The sequence below is a fragment of the Thermoanaerobacterium thermosulfurigenes genome (assembly GCF_051201035.1).
Taxonomy (GTDB): Bacteria; Bacillota; Thermoanaerobacteria; order Thermoanaerobacterales; family Thermoanaerobacteraceae; genus Thermoanaerobacterium; species Thermoanaerobacterium thermosulfurigenes.
The window spans coordinates 82485-98767 of sequence record NZ_JBPODR010000001.1; the positions used below are offsets into that span (position 1 = coordinate 82485).

The 16283-nt window shown below is 37.2% G+C and carries 13 protein-coding genes and 2 other annotated features; all 13 genes read right to left on the minus strand.

What is annotated here, in order from left to right:
* Positions 1-30: 30 nt before the first annotated feature.
* The 13 genes from HNR52_RS00445 to HNR52_RS00505 all read right to left on the minus strand — a co-directional run bounded on the left by HNR52_RS00445 (position 31) and on the right by HNR52_RS00505 (position 16267).
* Entirely contained in the window at positions 31-2391 is a 2361-nt protein-coding gene (locus HNR52_RS00445; protein WP_435619383.1) for an endonuclease MutS2, read from the minus strand.
* Positions 2391-4736 (minus strand): U32 family peptidase, encoded by a 2346-nt coding sequence (locus tag HNR52_RS00450; protein WP_435619384.1) that lies wholly within the window; start codon positions 4734-4736, stop codon positions 2391-2393. The genes HNR52_RS00445 and HNR52_RS00450 overlap by 1 nt, the downstream gene beginning before the upstream one ends.
* 53 nt (positions 4737-4789) lie before the next feature.
* Positions 4790-5164 (minus strand): cell division protein ZapA, encoded by a 375-nt coding sequence (locus tag HNR52_RS00455; RefSeq protein ID WP_013787806.1) that lies wholly within the window; start codon positions 5162-5164, stop codon positions 4790-4792.
* Between the two features lie 97 nt (positions 5165-5261).
* The gene (pheT, locus tag HNR52_RS00460; protein ID WP_435619385.1) at positions 5262-7643 is read right to left on the minus strand and encodes a phenylalanine--tRNA ligase subunit beta; all 2382 of its coding nucleotides are present in this window, start codon (positions 7641-7643) and stop codon (positions 5262-5264) included.
* Between the two features lie 12 nt (positions 7644-7655).
* On the minus strand, positions 7656-8675 hold the full coding sequence (gene pheS / locus HNR52_RS00465; protein WP_013787804.1) for a phenylalanine--tRNA ligase subunit alpha: 1020 nt from the start codon (positions 8673-8675) through the stop codon (positions 7656-7658).
* 48 nt (positions 8676-8723) lie between these two features.
* Positions 8724-8938, minus strand: a binding site (T-box leader).
* Positions 8939-8971: 33 nt separating this feature from the next.
* Positions 8972-9742: a 23S rRNA (guanosine(2251)-2'-O)-methyltransferase RlmB gene (gene rlmB, locus HNR52_RS00470; RefSeq protein ID WP_435619386.1), complete on the minus strand. Its 771-nt coding sequence runs from the start codon at positions 9740-9742 to the stop codon at positions 8972-8974.
* A 55-nt stretch (positions 9743-9797) separates the two neighbouring features.
* Positions 9798-10157, minus strand: coding sequence for a 50S ribosomal protein L20 (rplT, locus tag HNR52_RS00475; RefSeq protein WP_013787802.1), 360 nt, complete (start codon positions 10155-10157; stop codon positions 9798-9800).
* 19 nt (positions 10158-10176) lie between these two features.
* Entirely contained in the window at positions 10177-10374 is a 198-nt protein-coding gene (rpmI, locus tag HNR52_RS00480) for a 50S ribosomal protein L35 (RefSeq protein ID WP_013787801.1), read from the minus strand.
* A gap of 17 nt (positions 10375-10391) precedes the next feature.
* A complete protein-coding gene (gene infC, locus HNR52_RS00485; RefSeq protein ID WP_013787800.1) occupies positions 10392-10904 on the minus strand; it encodes a translation initiation factor IF-3 in 513 nt (170 codons plus the stop codon).
* A 21-nt stretch (positions 10905-10925) separates the two neighbouring features.
* Positions 10926-11038, minus strand: a sequence feature (ribosomal protein L20 leader region).
* A gap of 56 nt (positions 11039-11094) precedes the next feature.
* Entirely contained in the window at positions 11095-12141 is a 1047-nt protein-coding gene (locus tag HNR52_RS00490; RefSeq protein ID WP_013787799.1) for a chorismate synthase, read from the minus strand.
* Position 12142: 1 nt separating this feature from the next.
* Positions 12143-13384 (minus strand): MFS transporter, encoded by a 1242-nt coding sequence (locus tag HNR52_RS00495; RefSeq protein WP_435619419.1) that lies wholly within the window; start codon positions 13382-13384, stop codon positions 12143-12145.
* 100 nt (positions 13385-13484) lie between these two features.
* The gene (thrS, locus tag HNR52_RS00500) at positions 13485-15389 is read right to left on the minus strand and encodes a threonine--tRNA ligase (protein WP_435619387.1); all 1905 of its coding nucleotides are present in this window, start codon (positions 15387-15389) and stop codon (positions 13485-13487) included.
* 278 nt (positions 15390-15667) lie between these two features.
* Positions 15668-16267 (minus strand): DUF445 domain-containing protein, encoded by a 600-nt coding sequence (locus tag HNR52_RS00505; RefSeq protein WP_013787796.1) that lies wholly within the window; start codon positions 16265-16267, stop codon positions 15668-15670.
* Positions 16268-16283 lie beyond the last annotated feature (16 nt).

The following is a 16283-nucleotide window of genomic DNA, read 5'->3' on the forward strand; positions in this document are numbered from 1 at the left end:
ATTTTATGATAGATGAGGTGTTTTGGTTACTCATTTTTCTTTTAATTCTACGATTGTGACGCCGTCTTCTCCTTCGCCATACCTTCCAAGTCTAAACGACTTTACATGCTTGTTCATTTTAAGAAGCCTTGTGATACCACTCCTTAAAGTGCCAGTCCCTTTCCCGTGTATGACAGTTACCTGTTTTAAACCTGCAAGGTATGCATCATCAAGGTATTTATCGACTTCTATCGAAGCTTCCTCCAATGTCTTTCCTCTTAAGTCAATTGAAGTAGAAATATTGGTAGATTTCTCATTAATGTATTTAGCAAAACCTTTCTCCATCTCTTTCTCTTCGCTTGATTCAGTCTCTCTAAGGTTGCTTATGTGCACATTCATCTTTAGAATCCCTGCCTGTATCTTTACATTTCCATCCTTATCAGGTTCTGACAAAGCTGTTCCAGTTTGGTCAAGCGGAACTATGTAAAAAGTCTGTCCAGGCATGACGTTTTTGGGGATTTTTTTGTACTCAGGGATTTCTGATTTCTTAAGGCTTTCTTCCATCTCATTTATGTTTTCTTTAAGTTTAAGCCTAGCTTCCTCAATAAGCTTATTCTTTTTGTCGGATTTTTCCGCCTCTTTAAGCTTAGCAATAATTTCATCAGCAGTAGCTTTTGTATTTTCTAATATCTTTTTCGCCTTTTCTCTGGCTTTTTCTATAATTTTTTCTCTTTCTCGTTCAGTATCTTTTATTTTTTTCTCATACTCTTGTCTTAAACTTTCTACCTGATTTTTTAATTCCTCAATTTCTCCCTTGGCGTTTTCTGCTTCTATCCTTTTGTTTTCAAGATCTTTTAATATGTCTTCGAATTTTAGTTCTTCACTTGTTATATAATTTTTCGCATTGTCTATGACATCGTCATTTAATCCTAAACGCTTGCTTATCTCAAAGGCATTGCTTTTTCCAGGTATTCCTATTGTGAGGCGGTAAGTGGGCTTTAACGTCTCTACATCAAATTCCACAGAGGCATTCTCCACACCTTCATTCTGCAGCGCGTACTGCTTAAGTTCACTGTAATGTGTCGTGGCAATTGTGCGACAATTCATCCTGTGAAGAAAGTCAAGTATACTCATGGCAAGAGCGGCACCTTCTGTCGGATCGGTGCCAGCTCCTAATTCATCCAGCAAAACTAAGCTATTGCTAGTGACATTATTTAGTATTTTTACTATGTTAGTCATGTGTGCTGAAAATGTGCTTAAGCTTTGCTCTATGCTTTGTTCATCTCCAATGTCGACAAATATGTTGTCAAAGAAAGCCACATCAGAACCTTCGTCAGCAGGGATATTTAATCCTGACATGGACATAAGCGTCAAAAGCCCTACAGTCTTTAATGTGACAGTCTTTCCACCTGTATTAGGCCCTGTTATGACAAGAGTATTAAAAGATTCACCTAAATGTATGCTTATAGGTACGACTACATCTTTTGAGATGAGAGGATGTCTTGCATTTTTTAAATTTACATATCCTTTAGTATTCAATATAGGTTTTGTTGAGTCTGTGCTTATGGAATACTTCGCCTTTGCAAAAATAACATCCAGCTCTTTTAATACAACCATGTTTTCATTTATCTCATCAACATGTTTTCCTACATCTTCTGTGAGCTCAGCTAAAATCCTTTCTACCTCATGTTGTTCCTTGATTTCAAGCTGTCTTAGATCATTGTTAAGCTCCACAACAGCCATAGGTTCTATGAAAAGCGTAGCACCGCTGGACGACTGATCGTGAATAAGGCCTTTAAATGTTCCTCTGTATTCCTGTTTTACCGGTACCACGTATCTCCCGTTTCTTATGGTTATGATAGGATCTTGCAGCTCTTTTGGCGAAGACGCAATTATAGAGTTTAATGTATCTCTTATCTTATTGTTTATTTGCGCTTTCTGCCTTCTTATCTCTTTTAAGGCAGGCGATGCGTCATCAGCCAGTTCATCTTCAGACATGACAGCTCTATCGATTTTGTCGTACAATTCCTTAATATTCGTAAGCCTTATGTTGTACTCCCTTAAATATGGGAAACTGCTTTCTTCCTTTTCGTTTCTCAAATACACTTTGACTTTCCCTGCCAATGATAAAAACCTCGATAGAGATAAAAGCTGTCCCGGATTCAATGACGACTTTATCTTAGCTTTAGCCAAAATCTCGTCTAACTTTTTAAATGCAAAAGAAATATTGCCGTAGGAACTAATAAAAGATACCGCTTCATTTACTTTTTCAATTTCTTCTAATGCTTTTTCTACATTTTCGTACGGTTTAATGCTTAATGCTAACTCTTTTCCCGGTTCTGAATCACACAAATTTACAATTTGATTAATTATCTTGTCAAATTCCAAATTTTTAAAATACCTTTCATCCATTACAATACCCCTCTGTAAAAATGTCCTCTTGTGTAGTTTTCTATGTACAAATCACAAGTTCCCAATTTCAACGAATCTTTGTAAGCTTTTATTACATCTCTTATTTCTTCATCGTTTTCTACTGTATCATTTATCCTTATATAAGATAAACCTATCTTTTTTAAATCATCCATCTTGTCCGCCATGTATAAAACCGATGAGTTTAAAAGCTTTATTTTGCAAAAGCCGTCGCTTACAATTTTCATGAGATTGCCCTTTCTGTCCTTTAAAAAATACTTTCCTTCTTCACAGCCTCTTTTATCGCATCCTTTTAAATTTTTTATAGGACAGTATTCCATCGTCAAAAGCGGCAATCTTCCATAAACAATCGCCTCAAATTTCGCATTGCTTCTTAAAGATATATCCTCTATCTGATGAATGTTAAGCTCTGGTGATAGTGTTATTGTATCTGCTTCATGGAAAAAATCAACAGCAAGGCTATTTGAAACATTCAAATTGAAATCAACACACACATCAAGTCCTAATTTTACTGCAGTATCATACAAACCTATGTTAGTCACAAGGACTTTTTTAAAACCCATCTCTTTAATATTTTTAAGCATATGTTTAAAATCATCCAGCTCATCCCTCATTATCTGCGGAAATGCCGGGATTATCTCACATTTATCCATGTAACAAATGACATCTTTTAGCACATCACCATTTAGCCTGTAATTGAAGTAGACTCTATCTACTCCAAGCGCGCACGCTATTTTCACATGTTCTTCTTTTTCAGTGTAAAATGACAATTTCAAATCACTAATTTTATCATTTATTAATTTATAAAGATTTATGTTAATATTTTTAGGCCTTCTATATTTTAATTTTTTTGTAATGAGGCCTTCTACCGCTTCTCTCCTCGTCTCTTTTACCTCACTTAACGGCATAAAGAGGCCCTCATCCATGTCTACTTCTATGCTTTTCACAAAGAAAGGCGTATCGTTTATTGACGCCACTTTTTCTATCAATGTATCTTTGTCAACAGCCTTTTTCAATGCCTTAGTTGAGACAATTTTGCTGTCTTTAGAGACACATATGTCGTTATTTTTAATCATTATATTAAGAGGTTTATTTTCTTTCATATTTATAAATACATCAACAGGCGACTTTAATTCATTGGATACAGAAAATATCTTGTTTAATTTTACATCGTACGTTTTATATAAGACGTCACCACAATTTACAGGCATTTTTTTAAGCTCTACAACTTGCCTCTTATGGGCTTCATCCACTTTTTTGCCATCTGCTATAAGAACATCGACTTTATACCCATGTTCACCAGTCTCTGTTGATATGCCATCTCCAACTGATAGACTGTTTAAAAGCGATACTTTTATTTTTTTGCCATCAATGGATATGACTTTGCCTAATGGAACACCTTTATTTTTTGGATTTATGTAGCTCATGTAACGTGGCTTTCTTTCATAAAGATATCCATTAGAAAAGCCTCTGCTAAATATTCCAGACATCATTTCTTTGTACACGTCTGTGTTGATATTTTCTCCGCTTAAATATGCATCAATGGCCTTTCTGTATGATGCGACGACAGATGCCACGTATTCTTTTTCTTTCATGCGGCCTTCAATCTTAAATGAGTCAATGCCTGAGTCTATCATATCCTTTATGTGGTCTATCGTACATAAATCTGCCATACTTAATAAATGCATATTGCTGGCAATTGTATTCATTTTGTCATCTAAAAGATCGTATTTCAAGCGACATGGCCCCGCACATCTGCCTCTATTGCCACTTCTTCCGCCAATTATGCTGCTAAATAAGCATTGACCAGAGTAAGAGACACAAAGAGCGCCATGAACAAATACCTCTACTTCTATGCCAGTCACAGATTTTATCTTTTCAATTTCTTTTAAGCTTAGCTCACGAGGCATCACGACCCTTTTTATTCCTATCTCTTTGGCTGCTTTAATGCTTTCTAAGTTGCTTAAAGTCATCTGCGTGCTGACATGTATGTCCAACTCAGGATAAAAGTCTTTAAGTAGTTTAACAACACCAAAGTCCTGAACTATTATCGCATCCACATTTAACTGATACAGATAATCGATGTATTTGAGAAGCAATTCAATTTCTTTGTTAAACACGATTGTATTTACAGTCACATAAACCTTTCTATCTCTCAAATGGGCATACTCTACTGCTTCTTTCAATTCATCTTCTTCAAAATTTGCCGCATATGCTCTGGCGCCAAAAAGCTTACCGCCAATGTATACAGCATCAGCTCCGTAATTTAAAGCAAATTTTAGCGTCTCCAGATTTCCTGCAGGAGCCAACAATTCTACTCTTTTCATCAAATCACCTTATAAAGATATTTATATACTTAGTCTCTTTATTTTAATAGATTTTAACCAACATCGTCAAATGTATTTATGTATTCCTCCAACTCTTCTCTGGCTGCTTTTAATTCTTCTTTCAGCTTTTCAACTTCTTCTGTTAATTCTTCTATCCTTTCGTCATCAGCACTTAACCTTGATTTTAGCGATACAATCTCTTTTTTTAAGGCACTGTTTTCTTCCCTCGAGATAAAAAGCTCATCAGCTATATTAAGGGCCGATAAAACAAGCACCATCTGATTTGAAAGCCTATTGTAACTGCCGGAAATCCCTGATATTACACCGTTTAAATGTTCTGTCAATCTGAGTATATAATCTTCAGGATAATCTGTCTTCAATATGTACTCATTGCCATTTATATTTACCGTTATCTTCCTAATTTCCATTAGAACATCCCCTCAAACCAAGCATTACTTTATTTATTTCTACAAATCTTTTCGATTTCCTCCTTTATGAAGAAAAAAAGACCAATCCGGTCTTTTTTTATCTTAATTGCGCTCCAAGTTCCTCATTCAGACTCATTACTATTTTGTCGTGGACTTTGCTTACTTCCTCGTCTGTCAAAGTCTTGTCGTACGATCTGTACCAAATTGAAAATGCCACGCTTTTTTTGCCATCAGGAATATTTTCACCTTCGTACACGTCAAACAATTTAACATCATCTACAAGTTTCCCGCCAACTTTTCTTATGACACTTTCTATATCTGCTACAAATGTGTTTTTATCCACCAAGACAGCTATATCCCTTTCAACGGCTGGATATTTTGGCAGCGGCTTGTAGACTTTCTCGTCGTTTGCATGCTTAAACAAAAGCTCAAGGTTTACCTCTGCGACGTAAACCCTCTTATTTATATCGTAGTTTTCTGCAACATCAGGGCTTAATTCGCCAAATACGCATATCTTTTCATCCTCTACAATGACATCAGCAGATCTTCCTGGATGATATGCAGGGTTTTGACTTCTTACGTATTTGACATTCTTGATGTTGAGAACGTCTAAAAGTTCTTCAACCACACCCTTAATCGTCAGAAAATCCACATCCTGTCCATACATGGCAATTATACTGCTTTTTATCTCTGTTGGAAGTTCTTCTACAGGCAGCGATTTCGGTATAAATACCCTCGATATTTCAAATGCTTTAAATTCTGGGACTTTGCGGCTGTAATTTGTGTAAGCCACGTTTAGCATGAATGGCAAAAGCGTCGTTCTCATGTAAGCCTGATCCTCTCCAAGCGGATTCATTATCTTGACAGCATTCCTCAAATAGCTGTCATCAGGCAAATTTATCCTGTCTAAATCCTTCATGCCCATAAATGACGTTGTTATGACTTCATTTAATCCGCAGGACAAAAATACATCCTTTACGGTATCTTCCAGTTTTTGTTCTCTTGTCTTAACACCTGCTGTAATCTGAGTTCCTTTTAAGAGGGTATCTTCTATGTTGTTGTAGCCGTACATTCTCCCGATTTCTTCCGCAATATCTGCTTCACCGTCAATATCACTTCTAAATGCTGGCACCTTCACTATCAAATTTTCTCCATCGCAGATGGCGCCAAAATCTAAAAATGAAAGTATTTCCTTCATTTCTTGGCAAGACAGATTTGTTCCTAAAAGCTTGTTTATTCTTTCATATCGCACACTTAAGACTTTCTCAGTTACAGGTTTTGGATATACGTCTAAAAGCCCTTCTAAAATCTCTCCGCCGCTTAATTCAGCCATAAGCTGTGCTGCTCTATTGCAGGCCAAAACCGTAATCTCTGGATCAAGCCCCTTCTCAAACCTTGACGATGCTTCACTTCTAAGCCCCAGTTTTCTCGATGTATATCGTATATTGCTGCCTTTAAAATTGGCGCTTTCTATCAATATGTTTACTGTATCATCTGTTATTTCAGTATTTTGACCACCCATAACACCAGCTAAGCCTATAGCCCTTTCCTCATCTGCGATTACAAGCATATCCCTATCTAAAATCCTCTCTTTGTCATCGAGAGTTGTAAGCTTTTCGCCTTCTTTTGCCCTTCTTACAATAATATGCCTGTTTTTGACTTTATCTAAGTCAAAAGCATGTAGAGGCTGTCCCAACTCCATCATAACGTAATTTGTCACATCTACTATGTTGTTTATGGGTCTTATGCCTGCTTTTAACAACCTCATTTGCATCCACATAGGCGATGGACCTATTTTCGCATTTCTTATCACCCTGGCAACATACCTGAAACACAAATCATCTGCTTCAACTGTGACAGTAGCTGGATTTTTGTCGTCAACTTCGCTTATTTTAACTTCAGGCGTACTGTAGCTTTTTCTGTACGTGGCTGCGGCCTCTCTTGCAATTCCAACTACCGAAAGACAGTCAGGCCTATTTGGCGTTATTTCAAATTCTATTACATCATCCAATTCAAGGACCTTTCTCACATCCTCACCTAAGGGGAGCTCAGGCAGGATAAATATGCCATTTCTTTGGTATTCCGGAAGCAAGCTTTCGTCTAATCCCAATTCTTTGGCAGAGCACATCATTCCATTTGATTCAACACCTCTTAATTTACCTTTTTTTATCTTTACGCCGCCAGGAAGTGTTGAACCGTGCAGTGCGACAGGAATATAATCACCAACTTTGATATTTTGAGCACCTGTCACTATCTGCAATTTTTCTTCCCCTACATCTACGATTCCTATTTGAAGTTTATTGGCATCAGGATGTTTTTCTAAAGATACAATCTTTCCTATCACTACATTTTTTATTTCTTCTCCGTAACTTTTTATAGTCTCCACCTTTGAACCTGACATCGTAAGATCGTCAGCCAATTTTTTTGCATCAACAGACAAATCTACGTAGTCTTTTAACCATGAATACGATATTAGCATGTCTTAACCTCCTTAAAACTGTTTAATAAAGCGTAGGTCATTTTCGTAAAGAAGACGCAAATCGTCTATCCCATATTTTAACATAGTTATCCTGTCAAGTCCCATCCCAAATGCAAAGCCTGAATACTTCTCAGGATCGATTCCAGACATTCTAAGCACATTGGGGTGAACCATGCCAGATCCTAATATCTCAATCCACCCGGAATATCCACAAACTCTGCAACCTTTTCCGCCACACGCAAAGCACGATACGTCCATTTCTGCACTTGGCTCAGTAAAAGGAAAATAGTGAGGCCTGAATTTAGTCTTTGTATCAGAGCCAAAAAGCCTTTTGGCAAATAGATTTAACACGCCTTTCAAATCTCCCATCGTTATTCCTTCATCAACTGCCAATCCTTCTATCTGATTGAATACAGGAGAATGTGTTGCATCTATTTCGTCTGACCTGTAAACTCGCCCCGGTGATATGACTTTTATAGGCGGTTTGCTTTTTTCCATCGTCCTGACCTGTACAGGCGATGTCTGCGTCCTAAGCAAAATATTTTTGGTAATGTAGAAAGTATCCTGCAAGTCCCTGGCCGGATGATCAGGCGGAGTATTTAAAGCCTCAAAATTGTAGTAATCAAGCTCGATTTCAGGCCCTTCGGCGATAGAAAATCCAAGCCCTAAAAATATGTCCTTTATTTCATCTAAAACTTTTGTCATAGGATGTTTGTGGCCTATCTCATGGACTTTTCCAGGCAATGTTATGTCTAAATATTCGCTTTTTATTTTTTTCTCTTTTTCCTGTCGCAACACTTCTTCTCTTTTTTGAGTAAGCTCTTTTTCGATCTCTTCTCTTACCTCGTTTGAGATTTTGCCAACAATAGGCCTTTCGTCAGGTGATAGGCTTCCCATACCTCTCAATATCTTTGTGAGTTCGCCTTTTTTCCCTAAATATTTAACCCTTATCTCATCAAGTGTCTTTAAACTTTCCGCAGATGATAGCTCTTTTTTGGCTTCTTCAAGTAGACTTCTCAATGTCTCTTCCAAAGAAATACTCTCCTTTCTTTCATAAATATAATAAAAAAACTCCATCTTAAAAAGGACGGAGATATGACCGTGGTACCACCTAATTTGGCTAAAAGCCCACTCATTTTGATGTAACGGATATAAACCGGTTATGCCTACTATCAGTTCAGCACACTGCTTAAGAGGGAACTTCCACTACGCAGTACCAACAATGCTCTCAGTCTACGGCATCGCCTCCCTGTCGCACTTAAGCGTAATGTACTTTACTCTTTCATCGCATTTTTCTTTATTTTTTCGAATATTATATCATCTTTATGCTATTTTATCAATCTCTGCCTCTCTGATTCATAAAGGCAAATAGACGCTGCTACAGATACATTTAAAGATTCCGCCATGCCATCCATAGGTATCTTAAAGGAACTATCTATGAATTCATCTAAAAGCCTATTTACACCTCTTGACTCATTTCCAAAAATCAGTGCTGCATTTTTTGAAATATCAAAATCGTATATGTACTTTTCTGCTTTAAGACTTGTAGATAAAATTCTTATGCCATGTTTCTTAAGTACATGAAAAAGCCTTGAAGGCTCTACATCATTTACAACAGGTAAGTGAAATATGGAGCCCATAGTGGAACGCAAGACTTTAGGATTGTATATATCTACAGTATTATTTATAGCAAAGACGCCATCTACATTAAATGCATCTGCAGACCTTATTATGGTTCCTACGTTGCCTGGATCTTGTACTTCGTCAAGTATCACGTAGAAGCCGCCTTCTTTGACAATGTCATTCACTTCCCACTTAGGCATCTTGACAACAGCCATAATCATCTGTGGAGCGACAGTGTCAGAAATCTTCTTAAATACCTTTTCATCCACAAAGACTATCTTTTCTTTTTCAATCTGAAAGTCTATATTAAAATCTTCCGAAACCAGCAGGTGTACAATTTCAAAGCCGCTTTTTAATGCTTCAAAAACGCTGTTTTTGCCTTCTACAAAAAACAACCTTTTCTCATATCTGTATTTCTTATCCGCTAACTTTTTTACATCCTTTATAAACTCATTTTTTTCGCTTGTTATGACCATTTGACATTCACTATCCTGTATATAGGTTAAAACCCGGCATGTACCGGGTATAAGATTATGCATTCAGTTGTTGCTTTGCTATGTTAACCAATTCTGCAAATGCTTTGTTGTCGTGTATAGCCATTTCTGATAACATCTTTCTATTTATCTCTATATTGGCCTTTTTAAGTCCGTTTATAAACCTGCTATAAGAAATACCATTTGCTCTTGCTGCAGCGTTAATTCTGGCAATCCACAACTTCCTGAAATCTCTCTTTCTTAATTTCCTTCCAATGTATGCATAATTAAGTGACTTCATTACAGCTTGGTTGGCTACTCTGAAAAGTTTGCTTTTTGCACCATAGTAGCCTTTAGCAAGTTTTAATATTTTTTTATGTCTTTTTCTCGTAACTTTTCCTGATTTTACCCTCGACATTTTTATACCTCCTAATTATTTACGCATAAGGAATCAAGCGCTTTATGTTCTTTGCATCGACACCACTTAAATACGCTATCTTTCTCAAGTTTCTCTTAGTTTTTCTCGTCTTTTTTGTAAGTATATGCCTCTTAAAAGCTTTTGATCTTTTTACTTTACCAGTTTTTGTAAGAGCGAATCTTTTTGCAGCTCCGCTGTGTGTTTTCATTTTTGGCATTTTCGTATCCTCCTCAATTAAACGTTTTTAGGTGCTAATATCATCATTAAATTTCTGCCCTCCATGTTTGGGGCCTTCTCAACATTACCGTATTCCTCTAAGCTTTTTGCAAATCTATTTAATAGTTCTTCGGCAAGATTTGTGTGTGAAGCTTCCCTGCCTCTGAATCTTATCGTCACTTTTACTTTATCTCCGTCTTTTAAGAACTTCATGGCACTTTTGACTTTAACGCCAAAGTCGTGTTCTTCAATCGCTGGAGTCATCCTTATCTCCTTTATGTTGATGACTTTCTGCTTCTTTTTAGATTCTTTCTCTTTCTTGCTTTGTTCATACCTGTATTTTCCGAAGTCCATTAATTTGCATACTGGTGGATTTGCCTGTGGTGCAATCTTAACCAGATCGATGTGCCTTTCTAAAGCAATTTTGTATGCCTCTTTTGCTGACATTATACCTAATTGATTACCATCTTGATCAATGAGGCGCACTTCCTTATCTCTAATTTCCTCATTAACCTGCAGCTCCTTGTTAATAAATACGCACCTCCTAAAATATTACAAAAAATAAAACGGGTATAAACCCGCTTCTTTTTTGGCTAAAACAACATTTTACTTTAAACCTGACACCTGCGGTGAAAGGTGAGAAGCGGGTGCTTCTACTTTAAACACATGTTAAATTATAGCACAACTTATCATCTCAGTCAATACCCTTCTCGACATAATATCAATACTTTTCAACTCTTTTCATATACATATTAAAGTTTTCTATCATATCATGCAAGGAATCTCCGCTAAATTTTTTAGTTACTTCATCGGCTATAGTCCACGCACATACAGCTTCTAATACAACTGCAGCAGCTTCAACAGCAGTCACATCTGAACGCTCATATGTGGCTTTCACTTCTTCCTTCGAATCTATATCGACAGACGTAAGAGGCTTTCTCAGAGTTGGTATGGGTTTCATATAAGCTCTCAAAACTATTGGCATACCGTTGGAAATGCCGCCTTCGATTCCACCTGCGTTGTTGGTCTTTCTGTAAAAATGCCCATCGTAAAATATCTCGTCGTGAACTGAAGACCCCTTTTGCCTCGCCGACATAAATCCCATACCGATTTCCACCCCTTTTATGGCTTGAACACTCATGACGCTATAAGATAAAAGGGCGTCCAGTTTGCGATCCCATTGAACATGACTGCCTAAACCTATTGGCACACCGTCTATAGTAATTTCGATCACACCGCCTAACGTATCCCCTTCATTTTTAGCTTCATCTATAAGCGCAGGCCACTTTTCTCTATCTCTTTCTCCACCTATCTCCAATATATCGCTTTTTACCACTATGCCAAAGTTTTTAAGAAGCAATTTTGCTACAGCTCCAACAGATACTCTCGCTGCAGTTTCCCTTGCACTGGCTCTTTCCAAAACATCCCTCATGTCTTTTAGATCATATTTGATGGCACCAGATAGATCAGCATGGCCTGGCCTGGGTCTGGTCACTCTCGGCACATCTTTTCCCTTCCAATTTTCATAATCAAGGTTTCTAATGAGAATAGAAAGCGGTGCACCAATTGTCAAATTGTTTCTGACTCCACCTAAGATGTGGACAACATCGCTTTCAATAGACATCCTACCGCCTCTACCGTAGCCAGATTGCCTTCTTTTAAGCTCATTATTTATAAAATCCAAATCTATAAACAAATTTGATGGCAAACCCTCGATAATCGCAACAAGCGCTTCTCCATGGGTCTCTCCAGATGTTAAATACCTCAAATCATACTCCCCCTTTGCTTAATACAGTTTTTTCAGGTTTATATAATGCAACAGCAAAAAGCAATACGCTGGACAAGACTCTCAATACTGTCGTAACATACATGAATGTCTCATATCCCACAATTTCATAAAACCACGTTCCAGCAATAGGCGATAAAAAAGCCGCAAACTGAGTAACAATGGTATAGATGGCAATGTAATTCATCTTTTCCTTATGGTCAGGCAATAGTTCTAAAAGCCAGTTTAAAGATAGCATCGTATATCCTGCCGTAGCCATACCGCCAAAAAAATCTATTACAGCACCTACATAGAGACTTGTAACTTTAGCCCACAGTGCTGGAATTGTCGATATAAGCAGAGTGCTTATGCTTAATGCAATGCCATTTCCTTTTCTATCTGCAAGATTCGCCCACCACCTATAGGTTATTATAGATCCTACTGAACCTACAATCGTAGAAATGCTCATCCACATATTGTTAGCATGCAGATTGTCGACTTTGTAGATAGTAAATATAGGCCATGCCATCATCCACGTGAAAGTGAATATAAAAGATGCAAGGCTAAAATAAATAAACTTTCTCGATTGCATCATAGTTTTTAGCGAATCTAAAATAGACGCTGAAGCCTCTTTTTTATGTGACACATAGTGAAACTTTGAATAATAGTATGCGTCAAGTATGCCAAACAAAAAGGCTATGAAAAACATTATTTGGTATCCGTAAGGAAACTTGATTCTGTCCAAAAGTATGCCTGTTATAAATACAGCCGCTGTACCCAACACACCTGTCCAGATGTTTCTATCAGCAAAGACTTTGCCGCGAAACTCCTCAGGGATCAAATCGCTCATAAACGACTGCCAACACATTCCTGCAACAATAGCCGGCAAATTCAATAGTCCTACAAATAAGACCACCGCTTCAGGTCTAAACTTGCTCATAAATGGAACTAATGCTACTAAAAGGTAAAAACTCCTTGTAATGTACTCTAAAACGTAAGCAAACTTAAAGACATTTTTAGCTTTATTTATAAAGATTGTAGCAGGCAGTATCCCAATCAAAGCCATAAGGGCAGGAAGAGAATTAATAAGAGATACTTCGTAGTTGTTGGCACCTAATTTTATGGCAAATATGCCTACAAATGGCATAATCATATTGTAACCTATTGAAAATGTTATGCCATTTAGCAGGTTCATCTTTATGTTGTAGTTAAGATATTTGTAGACCTCCCTATTTTTAGTCGTAATTATTCCCCCCAATAAAACACTACATATTTAGATTACCATTTTTTATTTCGTCAATCAAGGTAGTAGAATGTCCACCAACTCAAGCTTGGTGGACATTTTTTTAAAGGGATTTTTGCTTAATCTCTTCCAAAATGGATGATAAAAATTCTTGCAATGATTTAGAGCCAAGATCTCCTTCTTTTCTGGACCTTACAGAAACATTTCCCGCTTCTACTTCCTTATCGCCTAATATAAGCATGTAAGGTATTTTTTGCATCTGTGCTTCTCTTATCTTGTACCCTATTTTTTCGTTTCTATCGTCAAACTCAACCCTTATGTCATTTTCCAATAGCCTTTCATAAATATTCTGCGCATACGCCAAATGCTTATCAGAAATCGGGAGTATTTTTACCTGTACAGGAGCAAGCCATGTAGGAAAAGCACCGGCAAAGTTTTCTGTGAGAATCGCTATAAACCTTTCTATGCTGCCAAACACAACCCTGTGCAGCATGACAGGTCTATGCTTTTCTCCATCGTCGCCGACGTATTCGCAGTTAAATCTTTCAGGCATCTGAAAATCCAACTGTATCGTTCCACACTGCCATGTACGTCCTATGCTGTCCTTCAGATGGAAGTCGATCTTAGGACCGTAAAAGGCTCCATCGCCTTCATTCACTTTATAATTGAGCCCTATATGCTCCATAGCCTTTATTAAAGCATTTGTTGCCAATTCCCAGTCTTCATCAGAGCCTATAGAATTCTCTGGCCTTGTAGAAAGCTCCACAAAATACTCAAATCCAAATATCTTGTAGAAGTAATCGATAAGTTTGATGACGCCCAGAATTTCTGATTCCACCTGATCTGGCGTCATAAACAAATGGGCATCGTCCTGCGTGAAACTCCTCACTCTCATCAGCCCATGGAGAGCACCTGATAATTCATGCCTGTGAACAAGCCCCAGTTCGCAAAGCCTAAGTGGCAGATCTCTGTAACTATGCATAGTTGAATTGTACACAAGCAAAGCACCTGGACAATTCATTGGTTTAATAGCATAATCTTCATCATCAATCTTTGTAAAGTACATATTTTCTTTGTAGTGATCCCAATGGCCTGATCTGTGCCACAGCTCTTCGTTTAAAATTATTGGCGTCTTAATTTCCTGATAGCCTCTTTTTGCGTGTTCTTTTCTCCAAAAATCTTCTAATATATTTCTTAAGATCATTCCCTTTGGATGGAAAAACGGAAAACCTGGCCCTTCATTGTGGATGCTGAAAAGATCCAATTCCTTTCCCAATTTCCTGTGGTCTCTTTTTTTAGCTTCCTCAAGCATATTTAAGTATTCATCTAACATGCTTTTCTTAGGAAAGCTTATGCCATATATTCTTTGCAGCATCTTGTTGCGCTCATCGCCTCTCCAGTAAGCACCTGCTACCGAAAGGAGTTTTATGGATTTAACCATGCCTGTTGATGGCAAATGAGGCCCTGCGCAAAGGTCTGTAAATTCGCCTTGTCTGTAAAAAGATATTGTGGCATCCTGCGGCAAATCCTTAATAAGCTCAACTTTGTAAGGTTCACCTTTCTCTTCCATGAATTTTATAGCTTCCTCTCTTGGAAGCACAAACCTCTCAAGCTTTAAATCTTCCTTAATAATCTTATTCATCTCGTCTTCTATCTTAGAAAAATCATCAACTGTAAAAGGTTCATCAACATCAAAATCGTAGTAAAAACCATTGTCAATGGCAGGGCCTATCGTAAGCTTCACATTTTTATAAAGCCTTTTAATAGCCTGTGCCATTATATGTGATGAAGTGTGCCAGTATATCTTTTTTCCATCTTCATCATCAAAAGTCAAGATTTCCAGCTTGCCGTCTTCGTTTATTGGTGTAAACAGCTCCACAATTCTGCCATTTAATTTGCCACCAAGTGCTTCTTTAGCAAGTTTTTGGCTTAGACTTTTAGCGATTTCATATACGCTTATGCCACTTTCATATTCTCTTTCTGTTCCATCTTTAAGTATTATTTTCATATCTTGTCCTCCTTTTTAAATTTAAATAAAAGAACCTCACGCCAAAAGAGGCAGAGGTTCTGCGGTTCCACTCTCATTTATACTCTAAATTATAACGGAATTACCGATCGGATTCATCACCCGCAGCTTAGAGGTGGTCTTCGATACCAAAAATATTTGAATGATTTCAGCCTACGTCATTCAATCTCTTTGATATTTTTAGATATCTACTTTCCTCATCATCGCCAAAATATTGATTTTTTTCTATTATATAATTGATATACTGACTTGTCAATATTCTACAGAAGCCTTACCACAAATGCCTGTAAAATGCCGATTACAAAACCTAAAACCCCGCCTAAAATTACAATCATCTTTAATTCTTTATTAGAAACATCCAGTATAATCTTCTCCAGCTTTTCAAGCTCAAAAAGTTTTATCTTCTCCTCAACTATTTCTGCTATGCCAATCTTTTCTGACATATCGTTTAGCATCGTAGCTGCAGATTCATCCAAAAACTTCTCTGCTTCTTTGCTTACAATCCCAACTACATAATTTACTATCATCGATTTTAATGATTTCGGTATAAATGAAGGAATATTCTTCTCAACTGTAGAATCAACGTCGTCTAATATCTTCTTTATTATATAATTGCGATTGTCCGTATTCAAAAGCTTATCCAATATGTCGTCCATCGATACAAGTTCGTCTTCCACTACTTTTCCTATTGATGACGCTATCTCATCTCTCCTTCTTGGTATAAGCCCTTGAATAGAAATGCCAAAAATTTTTACAGGCTTTATCGGTCTAAAAAGCATGACGACAGCAATGTAATTTGTTATCCATCCAATAGCAGCACCCACAACGCCTAAAAACATCATTTGTAGAAAAAAATGCATTAGATCACCTCAACAA

Coding starts and splice junctions, on each gene's coding strand:
- HNR52_RS00445 (WP_435619383.1), bottom strand. CDS start 2,391: ATGGATGAAAGGTATTTTAAAAATTTGGAATTTGACAAGATAATTAAT.
- HNR52_RS00450 (WP_435619384.1), bottom strand. CDS start 4,736: ATGAAAAGAGTAGAATTGTTGGCTCCTGCAGGAAATCTGGAGACGCTA.
- HNR52_RS00455 (WP_013787806.1), bottom strand. CDS start 5,164: ATGGAAATTAGGAAGATAACGGTAAATATAAATGGCAATGAGTACATA.
- pheT (WP_435619385.1), bottom strand. CDS start 7,643: ATGCTAATATCGTATTCATGGTTAAAAGACTACGTAGATTTGTCTGTT.
- rlmB (WP_435619386.1), bottom strand. CDS start 9,742: ATGGTCATAACAAGCGAAAAAAATGAGTTTATAAAGGATGTAAAAAAG.
- rplT (WP_013787802.1), bottom strand. CDS start 10,157: ATGTCGAGGGTAAAATCAGGAAAAGTTACGAGAAAAAGACATAAAAAA.
- rpmI (WP_013787801.1), bottom strand. CDS start 10,374: ATGCCAAAAATGAAAACACACAGCGGAGCTGCAAAAAGATTCGCTCTT.
- thrS (WP_435619387.1), bottom strand. CDS start 15,389: ATGAAAATAATACTTAAAGATGGAACAGAAAGAGAATATGAAAGTGGC.
- HNR52_RS00505 (WP_013787796.1), bottom strand. CDS start 16,267: ATGCATTTTTTTCTACAAATGATGTTTTTAGGCGTTGTGGGTGCTGCT.